Raw genomic sequence first — 12,520 nt, 5'->3', positions numbered from 1 at the left:
CAGTCTCTCCCTATCGACATACCGTTAAGGAGTGAGATGCGTAGAGGCAAGTTCGTGAGGTGGGGGGTCCCGATCGCGGCTGTGGTCGTGGTCGGCGCCGCGATCGGCACCGGTCCGGTCATCGCCGCGGTGAGCGGCGACCCGGCACTGCCCGAGCGTACGGCGGCCGAACTGCTGGCCGACGCGAGCGCAGCGGTGCACAACGGCGGCGGGCCCAAGCCGATGTCGGGCACGGTCCTGGAGACCGCCTCGCTCGGCCTGCCGGCGCTGCCGTCCACCGGAGGGGGTGCGGACGCGTCGCCGCTGACCATGCTGTCGGGCTCGCACGAGGTCAAGGTCTGGTACGGCGCGCGGGACAAGATCAGGCTGGCGCTGCCGTCCCAGATGAGCGAGACCAACCTCATCGTCAACGGTGAGCAGGCCTGGTACTGGAACAGTGACGAGAACACCGCCACGAGGGTGAAGTTCGCCCCGGGGGCGGACAAGCAGGACCAGCTGCCGACCCCGTCGGCCTCCGACCTGACGCCGCAGCAGGCGGCGGAGAAGGCGCTGGCGATGGTCGGTGAGTACACGGCGGTGAGCGTCACCAACACCGACGAGGTGGCGGGACGCCCGGTCTACCAGATCGTGCTGGCGCCCAAGGACCCCGGCTCGCTCGTCCAGGACGTCAGGATCGCCGTCGACGGCGAGAACTACGTCCCGCTGCGCGTGCAGGTGTTCGCCAAGGGCTCGGCCGAGGCCGCGTTCGAGGTGAAGTTCACCGAGGTGACCTTCACCCCGCCGGCCGAGGAGAACTTCGCGTTCACCCCGCCCGCCGGAGCCAAGGTGGTCGACAAGACCATCGGCGCCAAGGACGGCGCCGACCGCGAGGAGCGGGCCAAGGAGCTGACGGACGCGGCGAAGGTGGTCGGCGAGGGCTGGACCAGCGTCGCCGTGCTGCCGATGCCGAAGGCCGAGGCCAAGGACGGCGTCGATCCGATCGCCGAGTTCCTGAAGACGGCGACGCCGGTGGAGGGTGGCAAGGTCATCAGGACCAAGCTGCTCACCGCCCTCGTCACCGACGACGGCCGCCTGCTCGTCGGCGCGGTCACCCCTGAGGTTCTCCAGAAGGCGGCGCAGGCGAAGTGAGTACGGTGCTGGAAGTGGGGGCGCCCGGCTGGGCGTCCCCGCCCGCCGGGGACGCGATCGTCACCGAAGGGCTGACCAAGCAGTTCAAGGGCGGCCAGGTCGCCGTGGACGCGCTCGACCTGGCTGTGCCGCGCGGATCCGTGTACGGGTTCCTCGGCCCCAACGGGTCGGGCAAGACCACCACGATCCGCATGCTGCTCGGCCTCATCGCCCCCACCTCCGGCACCTACGAGGTGGTGCCGCTGTCCAGGGTCGGCGCCCTGGTGGAGGGTCCCGCCTTCTACCCCTACCTGTCGGGCGAGGCCAACCTGCTGCGCTTCGACGCGGCCGACGCCACCGCCGAGGGCCGCACGGCCAAGGCGAGGGTCGCGGCCGCGCTGGACCGGGTGGGGCTGTCCGCAGCAGCGGCCAAGCGTTACCGCGCCTACTCGCTGGGCATGCGGCAGCGGCTGGCGATCGCCGCCGCGCTGCTGGGCCCGCGCGAGCTGCTCATCCTCGACGAGCCCACCAACGGGCTCGACCCGCAGGGCACCCGCGAGGTGCGCGCCCTGGTCAGGGACATCGCGGCGGACGGCACCACGGTGTTCGTCTCCTCGCACCTGCTGGCCGAGGTGGAGCAGATGTGCACGCACGCGGCCATCATGCGCACGGGCAGGCTGGTGGCCCAGGGCACGATCGCCTCGCTCAACGGGGGCCAGGCGACGCGCGTCAGGATCGTCACGCCCGACGTGGCCGACGCGGTCAGGGTGCTGGCGACGCTGGGCCTCGACGACGTCCGTGGAACCGCGGACGACGTGACGGCCGAGCTGGGCGGGCACGCGCCGGAGCGGATCAACGCCGCGCTGGTGGCCGAGGGCGTCGCCGTACGCGGGCTGGCCGTCGTACGGCCGAGCCTGGAGGACGTGTTCGTCGGGCTGACGGGAGAGGGTTTCGATGTCGACGGCTGAGGACCTCAGGAGGAGCCCGGGGCTGGTCCCGGTCGCCGAGACGATGCGCACCGCGGAACGCGACGCGCCCGCGCCTCCGGCGTTCCAGCCCGCGCCCGCTCGTGCGGGGGCGTTCTGGCGGTTGCTGCGCTCGGAGATGGGGCTGACGTTCCGCCGCCCGCGCAACCTGGCGATGCTGGGCGTGATCGGGCTCGTGCCGGTCCTCATCGGCGTGGTGGTGCGGCTCATGGGGTCGGACGGCGCGGAAGGGGGAGCGGGCGGGATCATCTCCGCCATGGCGGGCAACGGGCTCGTGCTGGCGTTCGCCTCGCTGTTCATGCTGGTGCCGCTGCTGCTGCCGGTCGTCGTCGCGGTCGTGGCGGGGGACTCGATCGCGGGGGAGGCGGGGGCGGGGACGCTGCGTTACCTGCTGGCCGCGCCCGCCGGGCGGACCCGGCTGCTGGCGGTCAAGTACGCCAACGCGGTCGTGTTCGCGTTCGCCGTCACCTTCGGGGTGGCGGTCGTGGCGCTGATCGTCGGGGCGATCCTGTTCCCGGTCGGGCCGGTGACGCTGCTGTCGGGGACCACGGTGTCCTACGCGGACGGGCTGGTGCGGGTGGCCGTGGCGGCCGGGTACGTGACCGTGGGGATGGCGGCGCTGGCCGCTGTGGCCCTGGCGTTGTCGACCATGACCGAGGTGGCGATCGGGGCGATCGCGGCGACGTTGGTGCTGGTGATCGTCACGACGGTGTTGCGGGCGATCCCGCAGCTCGACTGGCTGGCGCCCTACCTGCTGCCCACCCGCTGGACGGGGTTCGACGGCGCGATGCGCGACCCGATCGCCTGGGGCGACATGACCGGCGGGCTACTGGCCTTCGGGGCCTACATCGGCATCTTCTGCGCGATCGCCTGGGCCCGGTTCACGGGCAAGGACATCACAAGCTAGGGGTACGGCGGGCAGGGCGCGCGCCCTGCCCGCCGCCATCCGTCAGGCGCCGCGCCGCCGCAGGCCCAGGAAGCCGATGATGACGCCGATGACGCCCACCACCAGACCGGCGCCGCCCAGCAGGCGGGCCGTGTTGTCCGAGGTGGAGGCGGACGCCGCGGCGACCGGGGTCACGCTGGGCGCCGCTGCCGCCGGGGTGGCCGAAGCCGTGGCGTGCTCGTCCTCGCCCGTCGGCGGGGTGAGCTTGAGGGTCGGGGCCGGGTGCTCGGCCTCGGTGCCGTCCGTCTTGGGCGGGTCGGCCCACTTGACGACCTCGCCGCCCGAGTAGGTCTGCTCGGTCGGGAAGACCAGCTCGCTGGCGTCCTTGGGCAGCTGCCCCATCGACACCTCGAACTCCTGGAACTCACCCGGGTTGATCTTGCCGCCGGACCACACGACCTTGGTGACGGCCTCGGTGAGGTCGCCGTACTCCGTCTTGACCGGCGTGGCCAGCTTGCCCTCGGTGACCTTGACCTCCCAGCCGGGAACCGGCTTGACCGACACGAAGGCGAGCGGGTGGTCGGCGGGGAAGGTGACCTCGACCTTGGTGGTCGAGGCGTCGTCGCGCTCGTTGGGCACGCGGAAGGCGACCTTGCTGAACCCGCCCTGCTCGGCGCTGCGCGGGTTGATGGTGACATGGGCCAGGGCAGGTACGGCCAGGCCGACGGTGAGCGCGGTCGCCGCGGCGAGCACGGTCGCCGCTCTACGGGTGAACGACATGGGGGAACTCCACTTGAGGTAAAGGGAAAAAGGGGTGTCAGAGGTTCAGGCGGGAAGTGGAGGACCACGCCTGCTGACGATGTGCCTGAGCTCGGTACGGACGACCACCCGGCGCACGGGCGGGGCCGCCGGCCGTACCCACGGGTGGAGAACGGGCAGCGACCAGGGCAGGAGCCGCAGGAACAGGCGGCGCAGCACCGCCCACAACGCGGCCTCGCCGCGCGCCAGCCACCAGCCGGTGACCAGGGTCGCGGTCAGGTGGGCGAGGAACATCCCCATGCCCTCGCTGAGCCCCTGACCGTGGTGGAGCAGCTCCGGGTCCGCCCTGAACGTGGTGCCGAACAGCTCGTGCAGCCCCACCTGGGTGGCGCCGAGCAGCACCATGACGCTCGGAAAGGCGCGTTCCCTGCCGCCCAGCGCGGCGGCGGGCGCCAGCACCAGAAGGACCCCGGCCGCGAGGGTGAGCGGGCCGGGACCCGCGCCTCCGGCGAGGCGGTGCGCGAGCGCGGCGAGGAGCACGCAGACGGCGGAGAAGGCGGCCGCCCGCGCGAGCCGGAAGGGGAGTTCTGCGCGCATGGGTGAGGCATATGTTCTCACGTGGGGCCAACTGCCATAGCGCACAAGGCTGAAGCCGTGCAATGCCTGGTTGTTTTGTGCCCTTTGTCGCTAGGGTCGGTGCCGACCGCTCTGACATGAGGTGAGAATGTTGCGGCACTTCGTTGGCCTGCTCGTCGGACTCGTGGTGACCGGCGCTCTGCTGATCGGTGGCGGATGGGCCGTGCAGCAAGCACTCGGCGGCATCGGCACGACCCCCGTCGTGGGGCAGAAGCTCTGGATCGCGCTGGGCGCGATGGCCGCCGTCGGGCTCGTCGTGGGCCTCGTGGTGGCCGGCCGGGTCTCGCCCCTGGCCACGTTCATCCCTTCCATGGTGTTGCTGGCGTGGACCGTCGTCTACGCGCTCGACATGAACCGCGCGCTGTCGCTCGTCCCGAGCGCGCCGTCGGTGAACCAGCTCGTCCGCGACGTCGGGACGGGCGACAAGACCCTGCTGGCCTCCGGGGTGTGGGCGCTGCTCGGCGTCGCCCTGTTCATCCCCGTGCTCATGCCGTCGAGGTGGTCGCGCAGGCACGACGACCTCGACGACGACTACGAGAGCACCCAGGAGGGCAGCTACTACTGACGGCCCGCCAGGTAGAGGCGGGTCACGACCTCCTCGATGGTCTCGCCGACCGGCGCGGTGGCCATCAGCTCCTCCAGCGTGCCGTCGAACGCCAGGTGGCCGTGGTCGATGAGCATGACGCGGCGGCACAGCCGTTCGATGTCGCCCAGGTCGTGCGTGGTGAGCAGCACCGTCGTGCCCTGCTCGGCGTTCACCTTGCGCAGGAAGTCGCGGATGCTGGCCTTGCTCACCACGTCGAGCCCGATCGTGGGCTCGTCGAGCACCAGGATGTCCGGCCGGTGCAGCAGCGCCGCCGCCAGGTCGCCGCGCATGCGCTGGCCGAGGCTGAGCTGGCGCACCGGCGTCTTCATGAACTCCGACAGGTCGAGCGTCTCGACCAGCTCGGCCAGCCTGGCCTTGAAGTCCTGGCGATCTACTTTGTAAAGGAGCCGGATCAGTTCGAAGCTGTCCTTGAGCGGCAGATCCCACCACAGGGTCGTCCGCTGCCCGAAGACGACGCCGATCCTGCGCGCCAGCGTGGTGCGCTTCCTCGACGGGTCGAGCCCGGCCACCCGGACCTTCCCGCTGGTGGGGGTGAGGATGCCGCAGAGCATCTTGATCGTCGTGGACTTCCCGGCGCCGTTGGGCCCGAGGTAGCCGACGAACTCACCCTTCTCGACGGTGAACGACAGGTCCTGTACGGCGTGCACCACGGTGCGTTTGACCTTGAACGAGCGCCCGGCGCGCTCCAGCTCGATCATTGCTAGCTCCCCGTCGATCGGTAACGTCTGATGCCCTGGCGCCAGGCGAGCGCCGCGAGCAGGGTGAGGGCGACGGCCACGGCCGGTCCGAGGAACCGCGCGAAGGACGGCAGGCCGAACGGGTCGTCCCTGTCCAGCACGTAGAGGCCGGGCTGCCAGTTGATGAAGGCCAGCGGCAGCACGTAGGTCACCCCGCGCACCAGGTCGCGCCCGTAGACGCTGAACGGGTACATGCTGAGCGTCCCGCTGCCGTAGGTGAAGGCGTTGGCCACCTCGGCGGCGTCGGTGAGCAGGAACTGGACGGCGCCGCCGAACGTCCAGAGCGCGGTGAAGATCACCATGCCGCACGCGATCATCAGCGGGACCATCCACAGCCGCTGCCAGGGCAGGTCGAGGGCGGCCAGCGCGTAGACGAGCGCGGCGAGCGCCTGGAGGACGCGGCCGAAGCGGGTGGGCATGAACCGGTCGGTCGCCATCTGGACCCAGGCGCTGACCGGGCGGATGAGCATGGCGTCGAACGTGCCCGCCTTGATGTGCTGGCTGGTCCTGTCGAGGTTGCTGAACAGCATGTCGGCCATGGCGAAGGCGACGCCGGCCGTGCCGTACAGGAAGAGGACCTCCTCGCGGGAGAACCCGCCGAGGGTGGTGGTGTTGGCGAAGATGACGAGGATGGCGGCCAGGTCCATGGCGGCGATGAGGAAGCCGAAGACGATCATGATCGTGAACGACAGCCGGTAGGCGGCCGCGGCCCTGGTCCACGTCCAGGCGAGGAGAAGGTACGTCCTAACCACCCTGGATCACCACCTTGTGCCTGATGAGGCGGGTGCCGACCGCGCCGAGGCCGAGCAGGACGACCGCCCACATGCCCTGGAAGGCCAGCGCGTCCGTCAGGTCCGCCTTGCCCAGGTAGACGTCGGCGGGCACCTGCACGGTCGCCGCCCAGGGAAGCGCCCTGACGAGGTCGCCGAGCCAGCCGGGGAACAGGACGAGCGGGATGACCATGCCGCTGCAGAACATCGACAACATCGTCGAGGCGGTGGCCACGCCCCGGTCGTCGGTCAGCCAGCAGGCCGACAGCGCCACGAGGTAGCGCAGGCCGAAGCTGACGAGCACGCCCATGGCGAAGCTCAGCAGGAACGCCGACCAGGCGGCGACGCCCGGAGGGAACGTGATGCCGAAGAGCAGCGCTCCCAGCACGGTCGGCGGGATGCCGCGCACCAGGAACAGGTATCCGGCCCTGCCCAGGTCCTCGGCCAGCGACCAGAGCTGCAGGGAGGCGGGGCGGACGAGGTCGAGGGCGATGTCGCCGCTGCGGATGCGTTCGGTGACCGACAGGCCGCCGCCGAACAGCTGCATCGGGCCGATGAAGGCCTGGCTGATGAAGCAGAAGGTGACGGCGTCGAGGATGTCGTAGCCGGCCAGGCCTGGCCTGGCGTGCCAGAGGGCGATGAGCACGTAGGCGCGCAGGATGCCGAAGACGCTGTTGGTGAAGGCTCCGGCCAGGGCGGCCCAGACATAGGTGGCGTGTTTGCGGAAGCCGTACCGGACGAGCCGGGCATAGAGAGAAATGGTTTGGCACCTCCGGGGGATGAGCCAAGAATTATCCGGCGGCGCCTCAGCGGTCGGCAACCCGATAAACGAAGCGCAGCCCCGACCAGGTCGCGTCGATGGCGCACACCTTGTTGTCGACCAGCCCCTGGGCCAGGCCGTACTCCCTGATGGGGTTCTCCGACAGGTCGGTCGGCACGCCGCTGGAGCGTTTGGGCCAGCAGACCCACAGGCCGCCGTCCTTGACGAGGCTCGCCTTGGCCGGGGGGAACTGCTCGCGCAGGGTGGCCTCGTCAGGGCAGAAGAGCAGGATCACGTCGTAGGGCCCGCTGGTGTCCGGCTCTATGCCCAGGCCGTCCGGCATCCCGGCGGCCATGACGCGGTGGCCCGGCTTGATGCCGAGCTTGCGTGGCAGCGGCGTGTCCGAGTATCCGGCCATGTGTGGAGCATGTCACACGATATTTCGGGCATGTTTCAGGTGGAGGGTGCACATGCTCGACCAGGACGTCTTCCCCCGTTACCCGCTCAGCTGGCAGGCCCGCGCGCTCACCCGCGTCATGCGCCACACCCTGAAACCCGCCTCCAGCCTCCTCCTGCGCCATCCGCTGGCCGTCGACGCCGTCTCCCGGGTCGGCTCGCTGGCCCGCGCGCCCCTTCCGCGGCACGTCTGCGTCGTGCCGCAACGTTTCTCCGACTGCGGCGGCGAGTGGGTCCGTGCAGGTCAGGGGCTCGACGAGAGCAAGGTGCTGCTCTACTTCCACGGCGGCGGCTACTTCTCCTGCTCGCCCGCCACGCACCGGCCGATCACCTGGCGGCTGTCGGTGGTGGCCAGGCGGCCCGTGCTCGCGCTCGACTACCGCCAGGGGCCCGCGCACGCGCTGGCCGAGTCGCTGGCCGACGCCCTGGACGCCTACGCCTGCCTGCTGGCGCGCGGCTTCTCGCCCGAGGACGTGCTGTTCGCCGGGGACTCGGCCGGCGGGCACCTCACCCTGGCGACGCTGCTCGCGCTGCGCGACAGCGGGCTCCCGCTGCCCGCCGCGGCGATCTGCCTGTCGCCGTGGGCCGACCTGACCGACATCCCGCGCAGGGCCAACCGGTGGCAGGACCCGCTGCTGCCCGCCGCGCGGGTGCGGTGGCTGGCGAGGTTGTGGACCAGCGGGCTGGACCCGCGCGACCCGCTGGTGTCGCCGGTGCTCGGCGACTACACGGGGCTGCCGCCGCTGATGATCGTCACGGGGTCGACGGAGGTGCTGCGCGAGGAGGGGTACCGGGTCGCGGAGCGCGCCCGCGCGTGCGGGGTGCCGGTGACCTACGAGGAGTGGCGGCGTATGCCGCACGTCTTCCCCATCCTGGCCGACGTGGTGCCCGAGGCGCGGCTGGCGTTCCGGCACATGGCGGCCTTCCTGGCCGAGGCGCACGGAATTTCCGGGGAATCAGCAGCGGCGGCGTGACGTTCTTGCGTGTAAGTTAGGCATGCCTAACATTGCGCGTGAGGAGCGGCCGGATGTCGGAGAAGCCCAGAGACCACCACCGCGGCATCGTGCTGCGTACCGAGCGGATCACCCCGCACATGATCCGCATCGTGGCCGGCGGTGACGGGCTGCGCGACTTCGCGACCAGCGGCCTGACCGACCACTACGTCAAGCTCGTCTTCAAGGTGCCGGGCGTCGACTACCCGGAGCCGTTCGAGGTCGCCACCGTGCGGGCCACGATGCCCCGCGACTGCTGGCCCAAGCTGCGCACCTACACCGTGCGCGCCTGGGATCCTGACGCGCTGGAGCTGACGCTCGACTTCGTGCACCACGGCGACAAGGGGCTGGCGGGGCCGTGGGCCGCGCAGGCGCAGCCAGGGGACGAGGTGCTCATGCTCGGCCCCGGTGGCGGTTACGCGCCGTCCCCTTCGGCCGACTGGCACCTGATGGTCGGTGACGAGAGCGCCATCCCGGCGATCGCTGTGGCGCTGGAGTCGCTGCCCGAGGACGCGGTCGTGCGGGCGTTCATCGAGGTCGAGGAGCCTGCTGAGGAGCAGAAGGTCGACTCGCGGGTGACGTGGCTGCACCGCTCGGGCGGGCCGGTCGGCGAGGCGCTCGTGCGTGCCGTACAGGAGGCGTCGTTTCCCGAGGGGGAGGTGCACGCGTTCGTGCACGGGGAGGCGGGGTTCGTGAAGGAGCTGCGCAAGCACCTGCGGGTGGAGCGGGAGATCCCGCTGGAGCGGCTGTCGATCTCCGGCTACTGGCGGCTCGGGGTGGACGACGAGGGGTGGCGCGCGGTCAAGCGCGACTGGAACCGGCAGGTCGAGGAGGAAGAGGCGGCCGCGATCGGCTGATATCCCGCCAACGCCGTTCCCCTTCGCCTTCTCCTCCTGTACCGGGCCCTGACGGGCTCGTCGGGCGGCCTTAACGTGTGTGCGCCAGGCGGTCCGCGGCTTTGGTGAGCACGCCGGGGGCGAGGCGGCGGTGGACCGCGGAGAGCGGGGGCCACACCACGTGCCCGAGAGGCCGGTCGTAGTGCAGCAGGGTCACCAGTGACACCTCGCCGTCCGCGGCCCGCACCACGAGGTTGCAGCTCAGGAACCACGAGGCGGCCTCGAGCCGGATCCACCCGTCGCCACGTCCGCCGATCCGCCATCCGGCCACGGTGTCGGGCGACGGTTCACGGCTGAGCCGGATCTGGAGCAGCCCGCGCCAGATGAACACCTCGCCGGGGTTGGGGACGTCGCCGAACATGGCCCTGGCCCACTCCTCCGGCGTCGCCTCCACGTCCGTGGCGAGGCTGAACCGGTCGGCGTAGTCGATACCGGTCAGCGAGCTGAGCGCGCGATCGGACTCGGGAAGGTTGTCCGTACCCACGATCATGTGCCTGTCTCCGTTCCATGTATACGATGCCGTATAAGAGCAAGGTAGCCCAGTTATACGGTGGCGTATATAGGGAGTTTTCGTGGGAGCGGTTCGCACGACGCGGGAGAAGTGGATCGAGGAGGGGCTGGCGGCGCTGACTGCCCGAGGCCCGGACGCGGTCCGTATCGAGGTGCTGGCCAGGCGGCTCGGCGTCACCAAAGGCGGGTTCTACGGCTACTTCGCCGACCGCGAGGCGCTGCTGGAGGCGATGCTGGACACGTGGGAGCGGGAGAGCGCCGACGACGTGATCGACCGCGTCGAGCGTGAGGGTGGTGACCCGAAGACCAAGATCCAGCGCGCGGGCGTGCTGACTTTCTCCAGCGACCGCCTGCTCCCCATCGACCTCGCCGTCCGCGACTGGGCCCGCCGGGATGCGGCGGTGGCCGAGCGCCTGCGCCGGGTGGACAACCGGCGGATGGCGCTGCTGCGCGAGATGATCGGGACGTTCTGCACCGATCCGGACGAGGTCGAGGCGCGCAGCCTGCTCGCGTTCTGCGTGGCGATCGGACACCACTCCCTGGCCGCCGACCACGAGGGCCGCACCCGCGCCGAGGTCCTGAGCCGCGCCTCCGACCTGCTGCTCAACCGCTAGCCCGCCTGCCCCGCACCCCACCGAGAGCCGCGACCACCACGACGACGACCACCAGCAGCCAGGGGGTTTCGAACGGCACGCGCGGAGGCGGATCCCAGTCGGCGGAGGTGGTCGCGGGCCAGGAGTGCAACAGCCCGATGGCACACCCGGTGAGCCCGCCCAGTGCCGCACCGAAGGCGGTGTGGAGCGGGGCGTGGCGGCGGATGCTGAGCCCGGCGGCGACGGCGAGCAGGAGCATGACGCCGACGAAGTACCACCAGTCCGTCGACGGCTGGAAACCGCGCTCCAGGTAACCGTCCTGGAACTCGGCGGCCGATACCGGCATGGCGATCAGCCGCTCGGGGATCAGCATGAAGCCCAGGTCCCTGACGACCTTGGCGGGGACGAAGACGGCGCTGATCGGGAAATCGGGCAGGTAGACGCGGGTCGCCGGAACGTGGGCCTCGTGGAACCCGGGCTCGGTCTGGGTGAAGTGGTACGGCAGGCGCACCGACGACTCCACCTCATCCGGATTTATCAGGACAGCGGTGTTTTCGTCGTAGGGGGTATCCGCGGTGAGGTAGTGGAGCAGGGTCTCGTCGCCGATGTAGAGCGAGTCGTATCTTCCCGTCCTGAGCTCCATGCCCGCGTCCACCATGCCCGGCCAGACCGGCCGGAGGTCCTGCACGATCGTGGCGCCGGGTAACTTCCGCTGGAGCTCCGCCACCGTGGGAACGCCGTCGGTCGTGGTGACGGTGAGCGCGCCGATCCGGCTCTCCGGTTGGTAGGTGGCCCGGTCCTGGGCGGTCGTGGCGATGTTGACGATCAGCGCGGAGACCGCCATCGCCGTGGCGGCGGCCGTCATCGCGACCGCCGTCGCCGCAGGGCTGGTCGGCGGCCGGGTGGATGGGAGGTTCAGCAACCACGCCACCAGAGGGCCGAAGCTGATGATCAGGAGTCCGGCGCCCACCAGGCTCACCAGCTCCATCATCGCGCCGCCGAAGTCGTCGTAGTGGCCTTCCTCCAGACTCGACGACGCCACGAACCCCAGGATCGCCAGGCCGACGATGGCCAAGGGCGCACCGACGGCCACGTAATGGGCATGAACCTGGGCGAACACCCCCGCCGCGACGGCCACCGAGCCGCAGATGACGATCGCGGCCACGGTTAAGAACAGGTCCACCTACCACCGGTCCAGGTGCATCACGTTCGCCAGGGGCTCGCGCGGGGCCGGGTTGAAGGTGTCGCCGGTGTAATACGCCGTGGGGATGAGGGCCGCCTGGTGGACGCCTTCCGGCAGGCCGAGGATGTCCGCCACCTCCTGCTCGTACGTCAGGTGCAGCGTCGTCCACGCCGTCCCCAACCCCCGTGACCTCGCGGCGAGCATGAAGCTCCAGGCGGCCGGCAGTACCGAGCCCCACAAACCCGCCTGATTGCCCTGCGGCAGCCGTCCCGACCTCAGGCAGGGGATCACCTGCACCGGGACGTCGGCCATCCGCTCGGCCAGGTACTCCACGCTGGCGTGCACCCGCCGCTGCACCTGGTTGCGCTCCGGGTGGTCGGCGAACAGCTTGCCCGCCGCGCCCTCGGACTCGAGATAGGTACGGCACGCCTTCCGATAGACCGCACCGATCGCGGCGCGCTGGGCCGGGTCGGTGATCACCATCCAGTGCCACGACTGCCGGTTCGACCCGCTCGGAGCCTGCAGCGCGATCGTCAGGCACTCCTCGACCAGTTCGAGCGGCACGGGCCGGTCGAGGTCGAGGCGCTTGCGGACGGTGCGGGTGGTGGTGAGCAACTCATCAGGTGTCATAGCCGTCATTTT

16 protein-coding genes are annotated in these 12,520 nt (G+C 70.6%); 7 read left to right on the top strand and 9 right to left on the bottom strand.

What is annotated here, in order from left to right; genetic code table 11:
- Positions 1–36 precede the first annotated feature (36 nt).
- Genes ACIBG8_RS12550 through ACIBG8_RS12540 form a run of 3 tightly spaced genes read left to right on the top strand, consistent with a single transcriptional unit; the run spans position 37 to position 3,000 of the window.
- Positions 37–1,128, top strand: a complete 1,092-nt coding sequence (locus tag ACIBG8_RS12550) for an outer membrane lipoprotein carrier protein LolA (RefSeq protein WP_397342790.1) — start codon at positions 37–39, stop codon at positions 1,126–1,128.
- On the top strand, positions 1,125–2,075 hold the full coding sequence (locus ACIBG8_RS12545; RefSeq protein ID WP_397342789.1) for an ATP-binding cassette domain-containing protein: 951 nt from the start codon (positions 1,125–1,127) through the stop codon (positions 2,073–2,075). The genes ACIBG8_RS12550 and ACIBG8_RS12545 overlap by 4 nt, the downstream gene beginning before the upstream one ends.
- The gene (locus tag ACIBG8_RS12540) at positions 2,062–3,000 is read left to right on the top strand and encodes an ABC transporter permease (protein ID WP_397342788.1); all 939 of its coding nucleotides are present in this window, start codon (positions 2,062–2,064) and stop codon (positions 2,998–3,000) included. Before ACIBG8_RS12545 ends, ACIBG8_RS12540 begins: the two co-directional genes overlap by 14 nt.
- Before the next feature lie 42 nt (positions 3,001–3,042).
- Here ACIBG8_RS12540 and ACIBG8_RS12535 read toward each other — a convergent pair whose 3' ends face one another.
- Together ACIBG8_RS12535 and ACIBG8_RS12530 are read right to left on the bottom strand one after the other, a co-directional pair.
- Positions 3,043–3,759 (bottom strand): YcnI family protein, encoded by a 717-nt coding sequence (locus tag ACIBG8_RS12535; RefSeq protein ID WP_397342787.1) that lies wholly within the window; start codon positions 3,757–3,759, stop codon positions 3,043–3,045.
- Positions 3,760–3,804: 45 nt separating this feature from the next.
- Entirely contained in the window at positions 3,805–4,335 is a 531-nt protein-coding gene (locus ACIBG8_RS12530; RefSeq protein ID WP_397342786.1) for an MFS transporter, read from the bottom strand.
- 127 nt (positions 4,336–4,462) lie between these two features.
- Here ACIBG8_RS12530 and ACIBG8_RS12525 point away from each other — a divergent pair, with 127 nt between their 5' ends.
- On the top strand, positions 4,463–4,939 hold the full coding sequence (locus ACIBG8_RS12525) for a hypothetical protein (RefSeq protein WP_397342785.1): 477 nt from the start codon (positions 4,463–4,465) through the stop codon (positions 4,937–4,939).
- Here ACIBG8_RS12525 and ACIBG8_RS12520 read toward each other — a convergent pair.
- From ACIBG8_RS12520 to ACIBG8_RS12505, 4 genes are read right to left on the bottom strand one after another with little or no spacing between them, the layout of a single operon-like run.
- Positions 4,933–5,679 carry an ATP-binding cassette domain-containing protein gene (locus ACIBG8_RS12520; RefSeq protein WP_397342784.1) on the bottom strand — a complete coding sequence of 249 codons (747 nt, stop codon included), beginning with the start codon at positions 5,677–5,679 and terminating at the stop codon, positions 4,933–4,935. The two genes, ACIBG8_RS12525 and ACIBG8_RS12520, sit on opposite strands and share 7 nt — an antisense overlap.
- A gap of 2 nt (positions 5,680–5,681) precedes the next feature.
- Positions 5,682–6,470 (bottom strand): ABC transporter permease, encoded by a 789-nt coding sequence (locus ACIBG8_RS12515; protein ID WP_397342783.1) that lies wholly within the window; start codon positions 6,468–6,470, stop codon positions 5,682–5,684.
- Positions 6,463–7,308 carry an ABC transporter permease gene (locus tag ACIBG8_RS12510; protein ID WP_397342782.1) on the bottom strand — a complete coding sequence of 282 codons (846 nt, stop codon included), beginning with the start codon at positions 7,306–7,308 and terminating at the stop codon, positions 6,463–6,465. Before ACIBG8_RS12510 ends, ACIBG8_RS12515 begins: the two co-directional genes overlap by 8 nt.
- Positions 7,295–7,666: a hypothetical protein gene (locus ACIBG8_RS12505; protein WP_397342781.1), complete on the bottom strand. Its 372-nt coding sequence runs from the start codon at positions 7,664–7,666 to the stop codon at positions 7,295–7,297. The genes ACIBG8_RS12510 and ACIBG8_RS12505 overlap by 14 nt, the downstream gene beginning before the upstream one ends.
- Positions 7,667–7,718: 52 nt before the next feature.
- Between ACIBG8_RS12505 and ACIBG8_RS12500 the strand changes: the two genes are divergently transcribed.
- Together ACIBG8_RS12500 and ACIBG8_RS12495 are read left to right on the top strand one after the other, a co-directional pair.
- Positions 7,719–8,678 carry an alpha/beta hydrolase gene (locus ACIBG8_RS12500; RefSeq protein ID WP_397342780.1) on the top strand — a complete coding sequence of 320 codons (960 nt, stop codon included), beginning with the start codon at positions 7,719–7,721 and terminating at the stop codon, positions 8,676–8,678.
- A 53-nt stretch (positions 8,679–8,731) separates the two neighbouring features.
- Complete coding sequence (locus ACIBG8_RS12495; protein WP_397342779.1) at positions 8,732–9,553, top strand: siderophore-interacting protein; 822 nt, start codon at positions 8,732–8,734, stop codon at positions 9,551–9,553.
- A gap of 70 nt (positions 9,554–9,623) precedes the next feature.
- Here ACIBG8_RS12495 and ACIBG8_RS12490 read toward each other — a convergent pair whose 3' ends face one another.
- The gene (locus ACIBG8_RS12490; RefSeq protein WP_397342778.1) at positions 9,624–10,082 is read right to left on the bottom strand and encodes a hypothetical protein; all 459 of its coding nucleotides are present in this window, start codon (positions 10,080–10,082) and stop codon (positions 9,624–9,626) included.
- A gap of 82 nt (positions 10,083–10,164) precedes the next feature.
- Here ACIBG8_RS12490 and ACIBG8_RS12485 point away from each other — a divergent pair, with 82 nt between their 5' ends.
- The gene (locus ACIBG8_RS12485; RefSeq protein WP_397342777.1) at positions 10,165–10,716 is read left to right on the top strand and encodes a TetR/AcrR family transcriptional regulator; all 552 of its coding nucleotides are present in this window, start codon (positions 10,165–10,167) and stop codon (positions 10,714–10,716) included.
- Here the strand turns inward: ACIBG8_RS12485 and ACIBG8_RS12480 are convergent.
- Both ACIBG8_RS12480 and ACIBG8_RS12475 read right to left on the bottom strand, forming a co-directional pair.
- The gene (locus tag ACIBG8_RS12480; RefSeq protein ID WP_397342776.1) at positions 10,706–11,878 is read right to left on the bottom strand and encodes a hypothetical protein; all 1,173 of its coding nucleotides are present in this window, start codon (positions 11,876–11,878) and stop codon (positions 10,706–10,708) included. The two genes, ACIBG8_RS12485 and ACIBG8_RS12480, sit on opposite strands and share 11 nt — an antisense overlap.
- A complete protein-coding gene (locus ACIBG8_RS12475; RefSeq protein ID WP_397342775.1) occupies positions 11,879–12,508 on the bottom strand; it encodes a nitroreductase family protein in 630 nt (209 codons plus the stop codon).
- Between the last annotated feature and the right edge of the window lie 12 nt (positions 12,509–12,520).

It is taken from the genome of Nonomuraea sp. NPDC050556 (assembly GCF_044457355.1).
In the GTDB taxonomy this organism is placed as follows: domain Bacteria; phylum Actinomycetota; class Actinomycetes; order Streptosporangiales; family Streptosporangiaceae; genus Nonomuraea.
This window is presented reverse-complemented; position numbering and strand designations above follow the sequence as displayed.

Bases quoted from the DNA above. Each gene is read 5' to 3' on its own strand.
- ACIBG8_RS12550 (WP_397342790.1), top strand. From the start codon at position 37: ATGCGTAGAGGCAAGTTCGTGAGGTGGGGGGTCCCGATCGCGGCTGTG.
- ACIBG8_RS12540 (WP_397342788.1), top strand. From the start codon at position 2,062: ATGTCGACGGCTGAGGACCTCAGGAGGAGCCCGGGGCTGGTCCCGGTC.
- ACIBG8_RS12535 (WP_397342787.1), bottom strand. From the start codon at position 3,759: ATGTCGTTCACCCGTAGAGCGGCGACCGTGCTCGCCGCGGCGACCGCG.
- ACIBG8_RS12530 (WP_397342786.1), bottom strand. From the start codon at position 4,335: ATGCGCGCAGAACTCCCCTTCCGGCTCGCGCGGGCGGCCGCCTTCTCC.
- ACIBG8_RS12525 (WP_397342785.1), top strand. From the start codon at position 4,463: ATGTTGCGGCACTTCGTTGGCCTGCTCGTCGGACTCGTGGTGACCGGC.
- ACIBG8_RS12520 (WP_397342784.1), bottom strand. From the start codon at position 5,679: ATGATCGAGCTGGAGCGCGCCGGGCGCTCGTTCAAGGTCAAACGCACC.
- ACIBG8_RS12505 (WP_397342781.1), bottom strand. From the start codon at position 7,666: ATGGCCGGATACTCGGACACGCCGCTGCCACGCAAGCTCGGCATCAAG.
- ACIBG8_RS12500 (WP_397342780.1), top strand. From the start codon at position 7,719: ATGCTCGACCAGGACGTCTTCCCCCGTTACCCGCTCAGCTGGCAGGCC.
- ACIBG8_RS12495 (WP_397342779.1), top strand. From the start codon at position 8,732: ATGTCGGAGAAGCCCAGAGACCACCACCGCGGCATCGTGCTGCGTACC.
- ACIBG8_RS12490 (WP_397342778.1), bottom strand. From the start codon at position 10,082: ATGATCGTGGGTACGGACAACCTTCCCGAGTCCGATCGCGCGCTCAGC.
- ACIBG8_RS12475 (WP_397342775.1), bottom strand. From the start codon at position 12,508: ATGACACCTGATGAGTTGCTCACCACCACCCGCACCGTCCGCAAGCGC.